This window comes from Streptomyces sp. NA02950 (assembly GCF_013364155.1).
Taxonomy (GTDB): Bacteria; Actinomycetota; Actinomycetes; order Streptomycetales; family Streptomycetaceae; genus Streptomyces.
This window is the reverse complement of sequence record NZ_CP054916.1, coordinates 5,935,291-5,951,680: the sequence shown is the minus strand read 5'-3', so window position 1 is coordinate 5,951,680 and position 16,390 is coordinate 5,935,291. Positions and strand designations below refer to the sequence as shown.

Genomic DNA, 16,390 nt, shown 5'->3' with positions numbered 1-16,390 from the left:
AACGCCGGGGCTTCCGGGCCGCTCAGTCCTTGATCTCGCAGATGACCGCGCCGGAGCTGATCGAGGCACCGACATCCGCGTTCAGGTTTTTGACGATCCCGGCGCGATGGGCGTTGAGGGGCTGTTCCATCTTCATGGCCTCCAGGACCACCACCAGATCGCCCTCGGCCACCGTGTCGCCCTCGGCGACGGCGACCTTGACGATCGTGCCCTGCATCGGGGAGGCCAGCGCGTCGCCCGAGGCCGCCGAGCCCGACTTCTTGACCGCCTTGCGCTTCGGCTTCTTGGCCGCCGCGTCCCCCGGCGCCACGGCCAGACCGAGGACGGCCGGGAGGGAGATCTCCAGCCGCTTGCCGCCGACCTCGACGACGACGGTCTCGCGGGCGCCGGTCTCCTCGGCCTCGTCGGCGCCAGTGGGGGTGTACGGGGCGATGGTGTTGTGGAACTCGGTCTCGATCCAGCGGGTGTGGACCGTGAACGGGTCACTGGTGAACGCCGGATCGACCACCACGGCCCGGTGGAAGGGGATGGCGGTGGCCATGCCCTCGACCTGGAACTCGGCCAGCGCACGGGCGGCCCGCTGGAGGGCCTGGGTGCGGGTGGCGCCGGTGACGATCAGCTTGGCCAGCAGCGAGTCCCACGCCGGACCGATCACACTCCCCGACTCCACGCCCGCGTCCAGCCGCACCCCCGGACCCATCGGCGGCACGAAGGTGGCCACCGCCCCCGGCGCGGGCAGGAAGTTCCGCCCCGGGTCCTCACCGTTGATGCGGAACTCGAACGCATGGCCCCGGTGCGGGGGGTCGTCGTAGCCGATGGCTTCGCCGTCGGCGATCCGGAACATCTCGCGGACCAGGTCGATCCCGGTGACCTCCTCGGTGACCGGGTGTTCGACCTGGAGCCGGGTGTTGACCTCCAGGAAGGAGATCGTGCCGTCGTTGCCGACCAGGAACTCCACCGTTCCCGCGCCCACGTACCCGGCTTCCTTCAGGATGGCCTTCGACGCGGCGTACAGCTCGGCGTTCTGCTCCTGGCTCAGGAACGGCGCCGGGGCCTCCTCGACCAGCTTCTGGTGGCGGCGCTGGAGGGAGCAGTCACGGGTGGAGACCACCACCACGTTGCCGTGGGTGTCGGCCAGGCACTGGGTCTCCACATGGCGGGGCTTGTCGAGGTAGCGCTCGACGAAGCACTCGCCCCGGCCGAAGGCGGCCACGGCCTCGCGGACGGCGGAGTCGTAGAGTTCGGGGACCTCTTCCAGGGTGCGGGCGACCTTCAGACCGCGTCCGCCGCCGCCGAAGGCCGCCTTGATCGCGATGGGCAGGCCGTGTTCGCGGGCGAAGTCCAGGACCTCTTCGGCGCCGCTCACGGGGTCGGGGGTGCCCGCGACGAGGGGGGCGCCGGCGCGCTGGGCGATGTGGCGGGCGGCGACCTTGTCGCCCAGGTCGCGGATGGCCTGCGGGGGCGGGCCGATCCAGGTCAGCCCGGCGTCCAGGACGGCCTGGGCGAAGTCGGCGTTCTCGGAGAGGAATCCGTAGCCGGGATGGATGGCGTCCGCGCCGGACTCGGCCGCGGCGGCCAGGACTTTGGCCTGGTCCAGATAGCTGGCCGCCGGGGTGTCACCGCCCAGCGCGTAGGCTTCGTCGGCCGCGCGCACATGCACAGCGTCCCGGTCCGGATCGGCGTAGACGGCCACGCTCGCGATCCCGGCATCCCGACAGGCACGGGCAACACGGACAGCGATCTCGCCACGATTGGCGATGAGCACCTTCTGCATGCTCTCTCTTCCCTCTTCCAGAAATACCGTCCCGGCGAGGACGGTCAGGTTGCTACCCCAGGGCCCGCTCGAGGAAATCCAGTACCACACTCGCGTATGCCTCGGGATCGGTCTCCAGCCCGAGCAGATGCTCGGCACCCGGCAGAACGTGGGTCTCGGCCTGGTCGTAACGCTCGGCCAGGGCGTCCACCGAGGACGGCGGCACGATCGCATCGTGCTCACCGGACATGAACAGCAGCGGGATCTTGGCGAATGTGCCGGTGACCGGAGGCGGCCACTGTGCCCGCAGCATCGCCGGACCCACGGTGCACAGGGTCCGGGTCACCACCGAACGGGACGGCTCCGCGCTCAGCGGCGCGGGCATCGGCAGCGCCTCCGCCTCCAGGAACTTCCGCAGCAGCGGCGCCACGTCGTGCCCCGGTCCGCTGTCGCACACCAGCGCGTCGACTTCGAACCCGTCGTGCGTCAGCGCCCACATGGACGAGAAGCACGAGAAGGAGAAGCCGTAGACGGCTATCCGCGCGGTGGCGTAGCCGTGCCGTTCGCGCAGCCGCTCCACCACGGCCGTGACATCGCTGGCGAACCGGTCACCCAGGCCCAGCAGCGAGCGGTCGTCGCCGCTGGCGCCGTGGTTGCGGTGGTCGAAGAGGCAGACCGTGTATCCGGCGTCGTACAGGAACCGTGCGTGCCCGAGGCTGTGGTCCTTGCTCGTCCCCAGACTGTGCCCGAGGACCACCACCCGGTCGGCGGCCCCGGGGCAGAGCCAGGCGTGGACATACTTCCGAGGGGTGAAGGGGATCTTCAGCTCGGTGTACGGCAGTCCGTGGTCTCCCGGGTCCGCCCGCTGTAACCGGTTGCGCGGATGGAAGGCCAGATATGCCAGGGAGGCCCCGTACAGCGGCGCGAGCGGCAGCGCCGCGGCCGAGAGGGCGCGGGCCACCAGCGAGGGAGGGCGCACCGGCTTCTGGTGTGGCTCGGGCATCTGCGTCCTCCAAGAGGGGATGGAGTGTCCGTCGGCGATCAAGGAGGTCTCGTCTCAAGTCGGGACGGGTGGGGGGTATGCGGCCCGTGGCGGCGCGGCAATGAGCGGTCTCAGGAGGCGACGGGGGACGAGACTCAGCCGCACCCTCCGGCGTGGCCCTGGTCGCCGGAGCGGGCCTCGGCGAAGTCCGCGGTCCTCGGCGGCGCGCCCGCGGGCGGCCCGGATCCCGTACCGGCGGCGCCCCGGGAGCGGACCGCGTCGGCGAAGACGGGCAGCCGGTCCACCCCCCAGTACTTGTCGTAGCCCAGGGTGAAGAACGGCACCCCGAACGCCCCGTCCTCGCACAGCGCGAGCAGTGCCGCGAGCCCCCGTCCGCCGCGCAGCTCCGCGTCGTCGGCCGCGTCCGCCAGCGGACCGGCCGGGAGCCCCAGCTCCTCGGCGATCTCCGCGACGGTCGCCCGGTCGCAGATGTTCCGGCCCTCTTCCCAGCGCGCCCGGTAGACACGCTCGATGTACGCCGGGCCGAGTCCCGCGTCGACGGCGAGGAAGTACGGCAGATGCGGCACCTCCCAGACCGGGTCCATGTCCACCGGCCAGGTGACCGGGAGGCCGCGGTCGGCGGTGAGCCTGCGCACGTCCTGGAGCACGTACAGATGCTTGTCCCGCGACATCGCCGTGTACGGGAAGCGCCGACGCCGCTCGGCCATCCGGCGCTCGCCGTCCGCGTCCGGCTCCCACCAGGGGTGCCACTCCACCACCGCCGCGATGTCCGGATAGCGGTCCATCAGGTCACGGTAGGCGATCCAGCTGTACGGGCTGCGGAAATTGAAATAGAAGCGCGGCACTTTGCTGCGCTTGGCTGCCACGTCCGTCCCCCTCGTCGGTCCGTTCGGTCCTGTCGGGCTCCGCTCAGATCACAACACCGCCGTCGACCTGGAACACCGCGCCGGTCACGTACTCCGCGGCGGTCAGGTAGGCGACCATGTCGGCGACCTCCTCGGGGCGGCCGAAGCGGCGGAGCGGAATGCTCTGCTCCGCCTCCTTCCGCACACTGTCCGACAGCGAGGCCGTCATGTCCGTCTCGACAAAGCCGGGCGCGACCACATTGGCCCGGATGCCGTACCGTCCGACCTCCTTGGCGAGTGACTTGGTGAAGCCGATGATCCCGGCCTTGGAGGCGGCGTAGTTGCTCTGGGTGGCATGGCCGTGCACCCCTGCCACCGAGGATATGGTCACCACACACCCGGACTTGCGCTTCATCATTCCGAACACCACGGAGCGGCAGACGTGATAAGTGCCGTCCAGATTGACGTCCATGACGCCCCGCCACTCCTCGTCCTCCATCAGCAGCAGCGGATTGTCGCGGGTGACACCCGCCGAGGTCACCGCCGCGTCGATGGGACCGAGCTCGTCCTCGGTGAACGTGACCAGGTCCCGGACCGCCGCCATGTCCCGGACGTCGGCCTGACGGCCGATCACCCGCCCGCCGTCCAGCTTCGCCGCCTCCTCCTCCAGGGCGCGGGCCGCCTCCGGGCTGGAGCCGTGGCAGAACGCCACGTCGAACCCGTCCCGGGCCAGGCGCAGCACGGTGGCGCGGCCGATCCCGCGGGAGCCGCCGGAGACCAGTGCGACCCGTCGCTCGTTGTCGGACATGCGGTGTGGTTCCTCCCTAGGCGCCGGCGGGGGCGTCGGTGAGCTCGGACGCCGGACGCATCGTCATGGTCAGCCGCCCGACGGTCAGGGCGGTCGTCTCCCCGATCAGGCTTTCGCCCTCGAAGACATAGGTGTCGCCGACCCGGCGGGCCAGCCGTACGTGGTGCTCCACCACATCGCCGGGGACGGCGGGGCGGTGGAACCCGGCGTCGGTGACCCCGCCGAGCAGCATGGCCATCCCGGTGCGGACGTCCGGGTTGGGCCGCTCCCGTGCCACCAGCACCCCGGCCACATGGCACCAGGACTCCAGCAGGACGGACCACGGGTAGTGGTAGTCCTCCTCGGGCGCGTCGTCCGGCACATCGGCGTACCAGGGCTCGTTGCAGGTGATCGCCTTCAGTCCGCTGGCCCGTTCGCCGGGGACCACCTCGGTGACCCGGTCGACCAGCAGCATGGGATACCGGTGCGGCAGGATCCGCTTGATCTCGCCGACCCCGATCATCCGGCGGCTCCCCGCTCGGAGGGCTCGGTCCGCTCGGAGGGCTCGGTCCGCTCGGTGAAACGCAGCCGGATCTGGGCGGCGGGGCCGCGGCCGGTGGCGGCCCGGGCCCGGCAGCGCCAGTCCTCGCCCTCCCGCGCCCAGGTCAGTTCCCAGCTGAGGGTGTCACCGGGGTAGACCGGGCCGAGGAAGCGGGAGGACTCCAGGGCCGCGAGCCGCCAGCGCCGGTCCGGCCCGGGCAGGGTGGCGAGGGCGCCGCGCTGGACGTACTCCACGACACACACCCCGGGGAGGATGGGGAACCCGGGGAAGTGCCCGGCGAGCACCCGCTCCGTCGCCGGGATCCGGACCTCGCACCGGGCGGGGCGCTCACCGGGGGCGCCGCGTTCGACGACGTCCACGGTGCCGTCGACCGGTCCGCACGCGGACGCCGTCGTCATCACTTCTCCAGCTTCGAGACGAGCAGGTCGTGGACCTTCCGCAGACAGGTGATGTCCTTCATCTCCCGCTCGTCCAGCTTCACCGCGTACTTCTTCTCCAAAACGACCATGACCTCCAGGGCCATGAGCGAATCCACGCCGAGGGTCTTCACGAAGTCGGCGTCGTCGGTGACGTCCTCCTCCTCCACATCGAGCACATCCGCGACGAACGCGCGCAGCTCTTCCTTGTCGAGGGTGGTGGTGTCTGCCATGGGGTGTCTCCTTTGTGCGTCAGCATGGTGCGTCAGCGCGGATCGGTGGTGAGTTTGACGAGCGCCGCGGGTGAGTCGACCGGTACGGTCACGGCCCCCTCCGCGGTCCGCCGGATCATCCCGGTGAGCTGGCGGCCCGGGCCGAGCTCCACGAACCGGGTACAGCCGAGTTCCCCGGCGAGGGTGCGGACGCCCGCCTCCCAGCGCACCGGGCTGGTGAGCTGGTCGAGTTCGAGCTCCCGCCAGCGCTCGCCGGTGCGGTACGCGCGGGCGTCCACGTTGGCGACGACGGGCAGATGCTCGGGGGCGAAGTGCACGGCGGCCAGGGCCTCGCGCAGTTCGTCGGCGGCGGCGGCCATCAGCGGGCTGTGGAAGGCGCCGCCGACGGCGAGCCGGATCACCTTGCCCTCGGCCCCGACGGCCAGTTCGGCGAGCCGGTCCACGCCCTCGGCCGTGCCCGAGACCACGATCGCGCCGGGCGCGTTCACATTGGCGACCCAGATCTCCGGGCCCTCCTGCTGGACCCGCGCCACCAGGGCCTCCACGCTCTCCGGGCCGAGCCGGACCACGGCGGCCATGGTGCCCGGGGAGCGCTCGGCGCAGGCGCGCATCGCCCGGCCGCGGGCGGCGACCAGCCGGGCGGCGTCGGCGAGCGGTACGGCCCCGGCCGCGTAGAGCGCGGTGTACTCGCCCAGGCTGTGCCCGGCGCAGGCCACCACCTCGCCCAGCACCCCGGCCTCGCTCGCCTCGCGATGCACCAGCACCTCGGTGGTGAACACCGCGATCTGGGCGAGGTCGGTCCGGCGCAGCGTCTCGTCGTCGGCCTTGAGCAGCAGCTCCTCGACGTCGATCCCGGTGTACTCGGAGACCCCGGCCACCAGCGGCCAGGACGGGGCGTCCCGCCAGGGCGCGCCCATGCCCGCCTTCTGCGCGCCCTGGCCGGGGAAGACCAGCGCGGTGCGCGATGGGGTGTCCACCGGTTCTCCGGGCGTGACCTCACTGCCCGTCACCTCTGTGCCCGTCATGTCAACCAACTCCTTGTGCAGCTCGGGGCGGCCGGCCCTCACCGGATCCGCAGCAGGGCCGCCCCGACCACGCCGTCCCGGTCGACCGAGGTGACCAGGGCGTGTCCGCCGGGGGCGAGGTCCTTGCGCTCGGCGAGCGCGAGGACGGCGGCGATCTGGAAGGCCGCCGAGGCGGCGCAGGTGTCGCCGATGAGGTCGGCGGCCGAGATCATGGGCGGCTGACGGCCGTCGAAGGCATCGGCGAGGGCGGACCGTTCGGCCGCGCCCTCGGCGCCGGGGGCCGCGGAGTCGGCGAGCATCCGCACCTCGCCGGGGGCCACTCCGGTACGGTCCAGCAGCCGCCGGATCGCGTCCGCGAGCACGGTGCGGACGGCGTCCGGATCGGGGGCGCAGCCGAACTCCAGCCCCGCGACCTCGGCGAGGGCGCGGCGGCCGTGCTCGGCCGCGGCGGCCTCCGGCTCCAGCAGCCAGACGGCCGCGCCCTCGCCGAGCACGGCGGTGGCGTCCTCGTCGGCGCGGGCGTGCCACTCCAGCCAGGCGCGGGCGGAGGAGAACTCCTCCACGGCACCGCACAGCACCGGGCCCGCGCGTCCGGCGCGCTGGAGCCGCAGTGCGTACTGGAGGGCGAGCAGTCCGGTGGCGCGGCCCCCGGCAATGGTGGTGTTGGGGCCCTTGAGCCCGTGCCAGATGGCGGACTGTCCGGCCGCGCAGTTCATCACCGTGTTGGGGAAGCGGGCCGGGTCGACGAAGAAGGGCCGCTCACTGACGAGCGAGTCACGGGTGAAGTCCATGATGCTCTGGGCGCTGCCGGTGCTGGTGCCCAGGGCGAGACCGGTGTGTTCGCCCACGCCCGGCAGCCGTTCGCCCGCGCCGCCGTTGTCGCCCTCGTCGCCGTGCCGACCGTGCTCGCCGTGCTCGCCGTGCAGCAGCGCGCGGAGCGCGGTCACGGCCAGACCGGTCGCGCGGTCCATCGAGCGGGTGCCCTTGCGGCCCAGGATCTGCCGGATGTGGAAGCCGGGCACGAGGCACGCCTCCTGGAACGGCACGGACCACTCCTCGGGGTCCAGCGGGGTACCGGCCTTCCGGCCGGACCGCAGCCCCGTGGTGAAGTCCGCCCCGCTCAGTCCCAGGGGCGAGACGGCGGTCCAGGCCGAGATGACCGGGACGGCCGCGGCGGCAGCGTTCATGGGTCCGTGGACTCCTTCGGTGGTGGCGGGGGTGGCGGGCGCGGTCACAGGAACCACACCTGTTCATAGGTGGGCCAGCGGGACGCCAGGGCGCCGCCGTCGATGACCCGGACGCCCGGCAGCAGCCGGTCGCGGGCGGTGCGCCCCAGCGCGGTCAGCCCGTCCTCCTCGACCATGACGGTCACCCCGGCCGCCGTCAGCCGGGTCACCGAGGCGCCCGGATCGGGCAGCGAGTCAAGGGTCCGGCCGCCGATGCGCACGGCCGGTGTGAAATCGCTGACGAGGGCGTATCCGGCGGCGGGGCCGCGCAGCACCAGATCGCATCCCCCGCTCTGCCGGTGGAGTTCGGGGACGCAGTAGAGGGCGTCGGCGAACTGGGTCTCGACCGAGCCCCGGTACGCTTTCTCCACGATCAGCAGCCAGCGCGCCTGGTCCGCCATGGCTCAGCACACCCCCATGATCAGGCTCTTGTCGGCGGCGCGGACATGCTGGGCGAAGACGAACGGCGCCCTCACGCGCACCTCGGGGATCTGCTCGGCCGCCCCGCGCTGGTCGGCGCAGAAGCGGCAGACGTACCAGTGGAGCCGGTCGGGGTGATCGGCGATCAGATCCCGGACCACCCGGGCGACCGAGGGGTGTTCGCGCCCCGGGTCGGCCAGGTCCCGCGGCGCGGTGTCGCCGAGCGCCGCGCCGGTCAGCCGGGTGGCGTCACCGCAGCTCCAGATCTGCACCCGGGCGCCGCGGTCGAGCAGCGCGGTCGCCAGCCGCAGCGCGGAGGTGACCAGGTCGCTCTGATGGGGCGCGCCGAACAGGTTGATCAGCACATCGCTCCGGGGCACGGGCCGGGGCATCAGTGCCACACCGTCCGCACCTCGGGCTCCAGCAGCCTGGCGGCCACGTCGTCCATCTCCACCATCCGGCAGTCGGGCAGCAGATCGGCGGCGGGCAGGGCGCGCTGGGCGGCCGAGAAGGTGTCCACCCACAGCTCGCCGCCGTCCCGCAGCAGGGTCGCGACGGCCGGTGAGGCACCGGGCAGGGCGGCGGTCACCCCGTTCTCGACGAGGAACAGCACCACCCGGTGGCCGTCCCCGGCCAGCCGCACCGCGTCGCCGACGAACCGCTCGCAGGCGGGCCCGGTCTGCGGTCCGCCGCTCTCGATGAGCAGGTGGTCAGTCATCTGCGCGTCCTCGTCAGGTCAGGATCTCGCCGCCGTCGACCCCGATCACATTGCCGGTGATCCAGGAGGAGTCGGAGCGGGACAGCAGGGAGACGGCCTCGGCCACGTCCTCGGGCCGGGTCAGCCGCCGGTGCGGATTGAGCCCGGTGGCGTAGGCGGCGATCCGCTCGCTGTCGGGGATCCGCTCCATGGAAGGGGTCAGGGTCACCCCGGCGCGCAGGGCGTTGACGGAGATCCCGGAGGGCGCCAGCTCCAGGGCGAGCTGGCGCACATGGGACTCCAGGGCGGCCTTGGCGGCGGAGACGGCACCGTAGCTGGGCATCACCCGGACCCCTCCGGCGCTGGTCATGGCGTACACCTTGGCGCCCTGGCGGAGCAGTCCCGCGGTGAACAGGTCCTGGGTCCAGTAGACGAGGGAGTGGGCCATCACATCGAGTGTCATGGTCATCTGACGTGTGGTCAGCCCGTCCTCGCCGTCCTGGGCGATGTACGGCAGCAGGGTGCCGAAGGCCAGCGAGTGGACGACGATACGGATCCCGGTGCCCCCGGTCAGCTCCGCGAACCGCGGCAGCAGTTCCTCGCGGGTCCGGGCGGAGGCGGCGTTGGCGTTGAAGAAGTGCGCCTGGACGCCGTGGCCGCGCATCTCCTCGCGGGCGACGGCCGCCTTCTCCTGCCCCTCGGCGGTGTCGAAGTGCAGGCCCAGGATGTTGACGCCCGCGCGGGCCAGCTCATGGCCGATGGCCAGGCCCATGCCGCTGGAGGCGCCGAGGACCAGACACCAGGATCCTTCGAGTGAGGTGATCATCGGTCGTCCGCCCTCCGTGGTGTGCTCGTCGGCTGTCCGTCCGCACCGGCTCCGGTGTCACCGGGGGTGACCAGGCAGACGGCGAGATGTCCCTCGGCCGCCGCGGTGAGCACCGCGTGGGTCCGGCCGGGGTCGCCGTCCAGGGCGGCGGCGGCCCGCGCCACCGGCTCCAGGGCGCCCGCGCCCGCGGGGACCAGCTCGGGCTTCCCGTCCCCCGTCACGTTCTCCAGTGCCGCCGCGACCGCCTCCCCCACCGGGGAGCCGTCGAGCACGGCGGTGGTGGTCAGCGGGGCGTCCGGCCGGTGGCCGAGCGCGTCGAGCGCGTCCCGCACCAGGGCCGCCGCCCGGTCGGTGCCCTCGCCGGAGGCGGCCAGCCGGGGCGGCAGGAAGAGGGTGCGGATGTCCAGCCGCCCCAGCGCCCGCCCGCCCCGGGCCGCGAGCGAGTCCGCGGGCTCCAGCAGCAGCGCGACGGCCCCGGCCTCCGAGGTGTCCGCACCCGGCTCGTCCTCGGGCAGCGCCTCCTCGGTGGCCCCGGCGATCAGCAGCCCGGCCCGGCCCGCGGCCAGTGCGCGCCGGCCGGTGCGCAGCGCCTCGAACCCGGCCACCCTGGGGGTGGTGAGGGTGAGGTTGAAGCCCTTGAGGTCGTGTTCGGTGGCCAGGCGGCTGCCGAAGAGGTTGATGGAGAAGTAGGGCGCGGTGAGCGGGCTCAGCCCCTCGGCACCGGTCCCGGTGACCGTCCCGTCCATGGCGTGGTGCAGCGCGACGGCCGCGCTGTTGGTGCCCACCGCGGCGCCCCGGCGCTCGGGCCCGGCCGCCTCCAGGGCCTCCGGACCGGCGTCGGCCAGCGCGCGTCTGGCCGCGGCCAGGAGGTACTGGGTGGCGGAGGGCAGGTACTTGTAGCCGCGGCGGCCGAGCGCGGTACGGAAGTCGAAGCCGTCGGCGCTCACCCTGCCCACGCCCGTCACCACCACATCGGTGCCGCTCATGACCCGGCCTCCCCGAAGACGAGCGAGATGTTGTTGCCGCCGAACGCGTAGGCGTTGACCAGACCGTAGGGCGCGGTCATCGGGGATGGCTCGGACGGCAGCCGCACCGGGCACTCGGGGTCGAGGGCCCCGACCGGCACATTGGGCGGCAGCGTCCGGTGGTGCAGCATCAGGACGGCGGCCAGCGCCGCGAACGCGCCCGCCGCGCCGCCAGTGTGCCCGATCAGTGCCTTCAGGCTGTACAGCGGCGCCGCGGGGCCGTCCGTCAGCGCGTCCAGGATGCGGCTCTCCACCACGTCGTTCAGCTCGGTGCCGGTGCCGTGCGGCAGGACGAACCCCAGGCCCCCGTCCCCCGGTGCGGCGCTCGCCCCCGCCTCCCGCAGCGCGTCCCGTATCGCCCGTTCGATCTGGGCGCCGCTGGGCTCGGGCGCGGTCGGGTGGTACGCGTCGCAGCTCCACCCGGTGCCCGCCAGCCGGCCGTAGACGGTACGGACGCCCCGGGCGCGGGCGTGGGCCGCGGACTCCAGGACCAGGACGGCCGAGCCCTCGCCGAACAGGGTGCCGTCGCGCTCGGCGGCGAACGGACGGCACCGTTCGGGGTCGATCGCGCCCAGCCGGTTGAAACAGGCCAGCGCCACCCGGGAGTAGGCCTCGGCGCCGCCCGCGATGACCACGTCCGCCTCACCGGAGCGGATCAGATCGGCTCCCTCGGACAGGGCGTAGCCGCTGGCCGAACAGGCGTTGCTGACACAGGTGGTGGGCCCTTGCGCACCGAACCACGCGGCCACCGCCGAGGCCACCGGATAGACCGGGGCCCAGCGGCCGGGGTCCGGTCCGGCACCGGTCCACCAGCGCTCGTGGAGGTCGGTGTCGCCCATACCGCTGCCGAGGGCCACGGCCACCCGGCGCGGATCGGGCGCACCGCCCCCCGGGTCGAGCCCGGCGTCCTCGACGGCCTGGCGCGCCGCCTCCAGGGCGAACTGCGAACCGCGCCCCAGCGGCAGCCCGTCCTGCTCGGCGGGCCCGTCCGGCAGAGCGTCCTCGGGCACCAGGTACATCAGCGGGTGGTCCATGCGGGCGAGCGGATCGGGCACCGTGACCGGGGTCGTTTCCACCGTGTGCATACCGCGCCAGAAGGCGTCGACGCCCGAGCCCAGCGGGGACAGCGCCCCCAGCCCGGTGATCAGCACATCGTCCATCAGGGGGTGCTCGCCTTCCCGCCGATGGCGTCCAGCACCCGCTGGTCGAAGGGGACCAGCCGCCAGTCGCGGCGGTTCTCGATCAGCGCGTAGCCGTGCACGATCCGGCCGGTGGCGGTGAGGGCGAGGGCGCCGTCGCGGAGGACGAAGCAGTCCATCCGGGCGGTGTAGGTGAGGTCCTTGAAGATCTCCTCCACGGTGTAGACCGTGTAGAGGTCCTCCTCCATCATCGCCTCGCCGGTGATCCGGACGCCGGACCGGGGGACGACGGGTATCCATTTGCGGTCGTCCAGCAGGGTCTTGATGGAGATGCCGCGGGCCCCCACGAAGCGGTCCTTGGCCTCCTCCATCAGCCGCAGATAGCCGGACAGCTGGAGCCGCTCGGTGAAGTGGCAGTAGGGGTAGGGGATGGTCCACTTCCAGGCGTGGGCATTGCGGCCGCCGGTCAGCGCCGCGAGCACGGCCCGCTCGTCGGCGTCCGCGGGCAGTTCGGGCACCGGCACCACCCCGGCGGCCGGTGCGCCGGCGCCCAGCCGCTCGGTGGCGAAGCGGGCCAGCTCCCCCGGCGGCTGTCCGGGCGTCTCGAGGTAGGTGTCGGTGCGCAGTGCCACGCGCACGGTGGCGGTGACGGCCTTGAGGGAGGAGCCGCCGCGCGCGACGTACAGGGTCACCTTGAACCCGAGGGTGGTGTCACCGTCGGAGGTGTCCGGGACCACCTCGGCCTGAGCCTCGTCGTCCATGTGGAAGGCGTGCAGGATGCGGGTGTCCAGGGAGACGATGTCCAGCCCGAGGCCGTGCTCCTCGTAGAGCAGCCGGGCGGACGCCCCGCATCCGGCGAAGTGGATCAGCACGGCTTCCTCGACGAGATAGTTGACGTGCTTGAACCCGATCCAGGTGCAGATGTTGGAGCCCTCGTAGCGCGGACGCAGCGTCACGGTGGTGGTGTCGGCCAGCAGGGCTTTGGTCCGCATCGGCGCGGCGGCTGTCATCAGGGGCTCTCCATCGCTGAAAGGGGGGCGCCCGGGCCGGGGCGCGGGGCGGTCGTGGGGCGCAGCAGCAGTCCGGCCACGGCGTCGGCGGTGTCGTCGCCGCTGGTGAGCAGGGCGTCCCCGGAGCCGTCGGCGGCCAGCCAGCCGACCGCCGCGGCGCACTGGAGGACGCCGAGGGCGCCGGAGGCGCGGCCGAGGGCGACGGTGACGTCGTGCCGGGGCACTCCGCCGGGCACGGGTGCGGCGGCGTCCGCGGGTTCCTCGTAGCCCTCGGGGGTGAACCAGACGCCGGGGGGCGGGCCTTCAAGCAGCAGCGCCGTCACGCACGGGCCGAGCCCCGGCCGCCGCTCGTACGGTCCGAGGACGGCGGCTGCGGGCGCCCCCCGCTCGCGCGCCCACCGGGCGCCTTCGACGACGAGGGCGGCGGCGCCGTCGAGCAGTTCCCCGGCCGGGCGTCCGGCCAGGTCCTCGACGACGGGGTTGTGGGTCTCGACACCGACCACCAGGGCCCGGCGGACCCGTCCCGCGGTGACCAGCGCGGCACCCCAGTGGACGGCGTCCAGGCCGGAGGTGGGCCCGTTGCACAGCATCAGGTTGGGGCCGCGCAGCCCGTGCCGGATCGCCACCCAGGAGGCGATCACATTGCTGGAGGCGTTGGGCAGGCTCATGGGGCTCAGACCGCAGGCGGATTCCTCGGCGATGGCGGCGGCGGTCATGCACGCGGTGTCGAGGTTGCCCAGGTTGGAGCTGCCGACCACGCCCACGGTGGCGCCCGGCACGGTCAGTTCGGCGTCGTCGCCGCGGACCAGGGCGGCGTCCCGCAGCGCGTCGAGGGCGGCGCACAGCGCAAGCCGGGTGGCCCGGTCCTTGTAGCGGTGGCCGCGGCGGCCGATCCGGGTGGTGGTGTCGAACGGGCCCTGCGGACCCGTGGCCGGGCGGGGTTCCCGCAGCAGCGCGTCCGGGGTGCCCGCGCCGGACAGGGCCAGACCGACTCCGGAGACGACGACCGCGTCGGGGCCAGGAGTCATCGGCCGGTCCTCTCCACGACGGCCACCGCGTTGACCCCGCCGAAGCCGAACGCGTCGACCTGGGCGAGGGAGAGACCCGCGCCGGTGACCGGCTCCCGGACGAAGCGGAACTCCGCGGCCTCCGGCAGCGGATCGGTGAGGTGCAGGGTGGGCGGCACCTGGCCGGTGGCCAGCGAGCGGAGCGCGACGATCAGGCTCAGCAGCCCGGAGCCGCCGGAGGTGTGCCCGGTCATCGACTTGATGGCGGTCATCAGCGGCCCGCCGACGTCGGGGCCGTAGACCTCGGCGAGGGCGGCGGCCTCGGCGGTGTCGTTGAGCTGGGTGCCGGTGCCGTGCAGCAGCACCAGGTCGATGTCGCGTGGTTTGACGCCCGCGCGCCACTGGGCCTCGTGCACCGCCTCGGCGATCCCCTGGGCGTCGGGGGCGGTGACATGGCGTGCGTCGCAGTTCATGCTGACGGCCAGCAGCCGGCCGAGCGCGGCGGACGCGGCGCCGGGTTCCTCGCGGCGCAGCACCACCGCGGCGGCCCCGTCGCCCATCAGGACTCCGCGGCGGGATCGGTCGAAGGGCCGTACCCGGTCCGGGGGTTCGGTGTTCACCCGGTCCAGCAGCCCGTACATGCTCTCGGTCAGGCTGTCGACGCCCGCGACGACAACGGCGTCCGCGGCGCCGCTCGCCAGCAGGTCGCTGCCGAGTGCGAGCGCGTAGAGCGAGGCCGAGCAGGCCCCGGCGAAGGTGTGGGTGCGCACCGCGCCGAATCGCTTCCGCAGGGCGGGGCCGAAGTACAGCCGTCCGAGGTCGAATCCGGTGCGGTCGCGCCAGGCCAGTTCGGCGGAGCGCAGTTCCCGCAGCCCGGTGCCGACCAGGACGGGGATCTCGCTCAGGTCCTCGCCCAGACCGGCCTGCGCGGTCGCCTCCTCTATCGCGCGCAGCAGCCAGGCGGTGGCGCGGCCGGGGACGTCGAAGCCGGGGGCGGGGCGGTCGTCGATCTCGTAGGCGTGGCAGCCGCGGTAGCGGTCCTTGTCGAAGCCGCGCAGTTCATGGAGTCCGCTGGTGCCGGCGCACAGGGCCCGGAAGATCTCGTCGACGTCCTCGCCCACGCTCGCCACGGCGCCCGCGCCGGTCACCAGCTGGCTCATGATCCGACCGAACCGTGCTTGCCGAAGATCGCCACGGCGTTGTTGCCGCCGAAGGCCAGGCCGTTGTTCTGAACGACCCGCAGCTCGGCGTCCACGGCCTGGTTGGGCACACAGTCCAGTCCGCAGTCGGGGTCGGTCTCGACGTGGTTGATGGTCGGCGGGATGAACCCCTCGGTGATCGCGAGCGCACAGGCGATGGAGGCCAGTGCCCCGGCGGCGCCCATGGAGTGGCCGATCATCGACTTGACGGAGACGGTGCGGGGTGCGGTGCGCTCGCCGAAGACCTGGTGGATGGCGCGGGCCTCGGTGATGTCGTTGGCCCGGGTGCCGGTGCCGTGCGCGGAGATGAAGTCGACCTCGTCCGGTTTGACGCGGGCGTTGTCCAGGGCCAGTTGCATACAGCGGGCCACGCTGTCCTGGTTGGGGGCCACCGGGTGGTCGGCGTCGCAGTTGAGGCCGTAGCCGAGGACCTCGGCGTAGATCCGGGCGCCCCGGGCGAGCGCCGACTCCAGGCTCTCCAGGACCAGGATGCCCGCGCCCTCGCCGGTGAGGATGCCCTTGCGGTCCTTGTCGAAGGGCTGGCAGCGCTCGGGGGCGATGGTGCCCAGGCGGTAGAAGCCGGTGAAGGTCTTGCGGCACAGGGCGTCGGCGCCGCCGCACAGGGCGAGGTCCACGTCCCCGCCGCGGATGGCGTCGAAGCCGTAGCCGATCGCGTAGTTGCCCGCGGCGCAGGCGGTGGGCAGGGTGACGGCCTCGGCACGGGTGAGGCCGAACTCATGGGCGATGGTGGCCGAGAGCCGCCCCGCCGGGACCCGGCGGGCGGTGACCGGGTCCATCCGCTCCGGGCCGAGGTCCACTTCCACCTCGACCAGGTGGTCCAGGTCCCTGGACTCGCCGTCGGTGGTGCCAACGGATATCAGACAGGGCAGTGCGCGCAGCTCGCTCTCCGGGAGACCGGCGTCCGCCACCGCCATCCGCGCGGCGGCGACGGCGAACTGGCTCGCCCGGCCCAGCGTGCGGGGCGGCAGATTGCGGATCCACTGCCCGGGTTCGAAATCCGTGACCTCGCACGCCATGGCGTGCTCGAAGCCCTCGGTGTCGAAGGCGGTGATGGGCTTGGCCGCGCTCTTCCCCGCGCGCAGCCCGGCGAGGAATTCGGCGGCGCCGACGCCTATGCCCGACACCGCTCCGAGGCCCGTGACGACCACCCTGCGACCCGGCTCACCACGCATATCGCTCTGCCTTCCGAGGAATCC

The 16,390-nt window shown here is 73.1% G+C and carries 19 protein-coding genes; all 19 read right to left on the bottom strand.

Features of this window, described 5'->3' with window-relative positions:
* Positions 1-22: 22 nt before the first annotated feature.
* The 19 genes from HUT19_RS26070 to HUT19_RS25980 all read right to left on the bottom strand — a co-directional run bounded on the left by HUT19_RS26070 (position 23) and on the right by HUT19_RS25980 (position 16,366).
* Complete coding sequence (locus HUT19_RS26070; RefSeq protein ID WP_176182793.1) at positions 23-1,774, bottom strand: biotin carboxylase N-terminal domain-containing protein; 1,752 nt, start codon at positions 1,772-1,774, stop codon at positions 23-25.
* A gap of 52 nt (positions 1,775-1,826) precedes the next feature.
* Complete coding sequence (locus HUT19_RS26065) at positions 1,827-2,756, bottom strand: alpha/beta hydrolase (protein ID WP_176182792.1); 930 nt, start codon at positions 2,754-2,756, stop codon at positions 1,827-1,829.
* 134 nt (positions 2,757-2,890) lie between these two features.
* Entirely contained in the window at positions 2,891-3,622 is a 732-nt protein-coding gene (locus HUT19_RS26060) for a 2-hydroxychromene-2-carboxylate isomerase (RefSeq protein ID WP_176182791.1), read from the bottom strand.
* A 43-nt stretch (positions 3,623-3,665) separates the two neighbouring features.
* Entirely contained in the window at positions 3,666-4,409 is a 744-nt protein-coding gene (gene fabG, locus HUT19_RS26055; RefSeq protein WP_176182790.1) for a 3-oxoacyl-ACP reductase FabG, read from the bottom strand.
* A 16-nt stretch (positions 4,410-4,425) separates the two neighbouring features.
* Positions 4,426-4,911, bottom strand: coding sequence for a 3-hydroxyacyl-ACP dehydratase FabZ family protein (locus HUT19_RS26050; protein WP_176182789.1), 486 nt, complete (start codon positions 4,909-4,911; stop codon positions 4,426-4,428).
* A complete protein-coding gene (locus HUT19_RS26045; protein WP_176182788.1) occupies positions 4,908-5,348 on the bottom strand; it encodes a 3-hydroxyacyl-ACP dehydratase FabZ family protein in 441 nt (146 codons plus the stop codon). Before HUT19_RS26045 ends, HUT19_RS26050 begins: the two co-directional genes overlap by 4 nt.
* Entirely contained in the window at positions 5,348-5,599 is a 252-nt protein-coding gene (locus HUT19_RS26040; RefSeq protein WP_176182787.1) for an acyl carrier protein, read from the bottom strand. The genes HUT19_RS26045 and HUT19_RS26040 overlap by 1 nt, the downstream gene beginning before the upstream one ends.
* Positions 5,600-5,631: 32 nt before the next feature.
* Positions 5,632-6,624 carry an ACP S-malonyltransferase gene (locus HUT19_RS26035; RefSeq protein WP_176182786.1) on the bottom strand — a complete coding sequence of 331 codons (993 nt, stop codon included), beginning with the start codon at positions 6,622-6,624 and terminating at the stop codon, positions 5,632-5,634.
* Positions 6,625-6,662: 38 nt separating this feature from the next.
* Positions 6,663-7,811 carry a beta-ketoacyl synthase N-terminal-like domain-containing protein gene (locus HUT19_RS26030; protein WP_176182785.1) on the bottom strand — a complete coding sequence of 383 codons (1,149 nt, stop codon included), beginning with the start codon at positions 7,809-7,811 and terminating at the stop codon, positions 6,663-6,665.
* Between the two features lie 44 nt (positions 7,812-7,855).
* Positions 7,856-8,251, bottom strand: coding sequence for a hypothetical protein (locus HUT19_RS26025; RefSeq protein WP_176182784.1), 396 nt, complete (start codon positions 8,249-8,251; stop codon positions 7,856-7,858).
* Positions 8,252-8,254: 3 nt separating this feature from the next.
* A complete protein-coding gene (locus HUT19_RS26020; RefSeq protein ID WP_176187306.1) occupies positions 8,255-8,662 on the bottom strand; it encodes a DsrE family protein in 408 nt (135 codons plus the stop codon).
* Positions 8,662-8,988 carry a DsrE family protein gene (locus HUT19_RS26015; protein WP_176182783.1) on the bottom strand — a complete coding sequence of 109 codons (327 nt, stop codon included), beginning with the start codon at positions 8,986-8,988 and terminating at the stop codon, positions 8,662-8,664. The genes HUT19_RS26020 and HUT19_RS26015 overlap by 1 nt, the downstream gene beginning before the upstream one ends.
* A gap of 13 nt (positions 8,989-9,001) precedes the next feature.
* A complete protein-coding gene (locus tag HUT19_RS26010) occupies positions 9,002-9,793 on the bottom strand; it encodes an SDR family oxidoreductase (RefSeq protein ID WP_176182782.1) in 792 nt (263 codons plus the stop codon).
* Positions 9,790-10,779 (bottom strand): beta-ketoacyl synthase N-terminal-like domain-containing protein, encoded by a 990-nt coding sequence (locus HUT19_RS26005; protein ID WP_176182781.1) that lies wholly within the window; start codon positions 10,777-10,779, stop codon positions 9,790-9,792. The genes HUT19_RS26010 and HUT19_RS26005 overlap by 4 nt, the downstream gene beginning before the upstream one ends.
* Positions 10,776-11,978: a beta-ketoacyl synthase gene (locus HUT19_RS26000; RefSeq protein ID WP_176182780.1), complete on the bottom strand. Its 1,203-nt coding sequence runs from the start codon at positions 11,976-11,978 to the stop codon at positions 10,776-10,778. The genes HUT19_RS26005 and HUT19_RS26000 overlap by 4 nt, the downstream gene beginning before the upstream one ends.
* A complete protein-coding gene (locus tag HUT19_RS25995) occupies positions 11,978-12,967 on the bottom strand; it encodes a hypothetical protein (RefSeq protein WP_176182779.1) in 990 nt (329 codons plus the stop codon). Before HUT19_RS25995 ends, HUT19_RS26000 begins: the two co-directional genes overlap by 1 nt.
* Positions 12,967-13,995, bottom strand: a complete 1,029-nt coding sequence (locus HUT19_RS25990; protein WP_176182778.1) for a beta-ketoacyl synthase N-terminal-like domain-containing protein — start codon at positions 13,993-13,995, stop codon at positions 12,967-12,969. Before HUT19_RS25990 ends, HUT19_RS25995 begins: the two co-directional genes overlap by 1 nt.
* Entirely contained in the window at positions 13,992-15,134 is a 1,143-nt protein-coding gene (locus HUT19_RS25985) for a beta-ketoacyl synthase (RefSeq protein WP_176182777.1), read from the bottom strand. Before HUT19_RS25985 ends, HUT19_RS25990 begins: the two co-directional genes overlap by 4 nt.
* Positions 15,131-16,366 (bottom strand): beta-ketoacyl synthase, encoded by a 1,236-nt coding sequence (locus HUT19_RS25980; protein WP_176182776.1) that lies wholly within the window; start codon positions 16,364-16,366, stop codon positions 15,131-15,133. The genes HUT19_RS25985 and HUT19_RS25980 overlap by 4 nt, the downstream gene beginning before the upstream one ends.
* Positions 16,367-16,390 lie beyond the last annotated feature (24 nt).

Coding starts and splice junctions, on each gene's coding strand:
- HUT19_RS26070 (WP_176182793.1), bottom strand. CDS start 1,774: ATGCAGAAGGTGCTCATCGCCAATCGTGGCGAGATCGCTGTCCGTGTT.
- HUT19_RS26065 (WP_176182792.1), bottom strand. CDS start 2,756: ATGCCCGAGCCACACCAGAAGCCGGTGCGCCCTCCCTCGCTGGTGGCC.
- fabG (WP_176182790.1), bottom strand. CDS start 4,409: ATGTCCGACAACGAGCGACGGGTCGCACTGGTCTCCGGCGGCTCCCGC.
- HUT19_RS26050 (WP_176182789.1), bottom strand. CDS start 4,911: ATGATCGGGGTCGGCGAGATCAAGCGGATCCTGCCGCACCGGTATCCC.
- HUT19_RS26045 (WP_176182788.1), bottom strand. CDS start 5,348: ATGACGACGGCGTCCGCGTGCGGACCGGTCGACGGCACCGTGGACGTC.
- HUT19_RS26040 (WP_176182787.1), bottom strand. CDS start 5,599: ATGGCAGACACCACCACCCTCGACAAGGAAGAGCTGCGCGCGTTCGTC.
- HUT19_RS26035 (WP_176182786.1), bottom strand. CDS start 6,624: ATGACGGGCACAGAGGTGACGGGCAGTGAGGTCACGCCCGGAGAACCG.
- HUT19_RS26030 (WP_176182785.1), bottom strand. CDS start 7,811: ATGAACGCTGCCGCCGCGGCCGTCCCGGTCATCTCGGCCTGGACCGCC.
- HUT19_RS26025 (WP_176182784.1), bottom strand. CDS start 8,251: ATGGCGGACCAGGCGCGCTGGCTGCTGATCGTGGAGAAAGCGTACCGG.
- HUT19_RS26020 (WP_176187306.1), bottom strand. CDS start 8,662: ATGCCCCGGCCCGTGCCCCGGAGCGATGTGCTGATCAACCTGTTCGGC.
- HUT19_RS26015 (WP_176182783.1), bottom strand. CDS start 8,988: ATGACTGACCACCTGCTCATCGAGAGCGGCGGACCGCAGACCGGGCCC.
- HUT19_RS26010 (WP_176182782.1), bottom strand. CDS start 9,793: ATGATCACCTCACTCGAAGGATCCTGGTGTCTGGTCCTCGGCGCCTCC.
- HUT19_RS26005 (WP_176182781.1), bottom strand. CDS start 10,779: ATGAGCGGCACCGATGTGGTGGTGACGGGCGTGGGCAGGGTGAGCGCC.
- HUT19_RS26000 (WP_176182780.1), bottom strand. CDS start 11,978: ATGGACGATGTGCTGATCACCGGGCTGGGGGCGCTGTCCCCGCTGGGC.
- HUT19_RS25995 (WP_176182779.1), bottom strand. CDS start 12,967: ATGACAGCCGCCGCGCCGATGCGGACCAAAGCCCTGCTGGCCGACACC.
- HUT19_RS25990 (WP_176182778.1), bottom strand. CDS start 13,995: ATGACTCCTGGCCCCGACGCGGTCGTCGTCTCCGGAGTCGGTCTGGCC.
- HUT19_RS25985 (WP_176182777.1), bottom strand. CDS start 15,134: ATGAGCCAGCTGGTGACCGGCGCGGGCGCCGTGGCGAGCGTGGGCGAG.
- HUT19_RS25980 (WP_176182776.1), bottom strand. CDS start 16,366: ATGCGTGGTGAGCCGGGTCGCAGGGTGGTCGTCACGGGCCTCGGAGCG.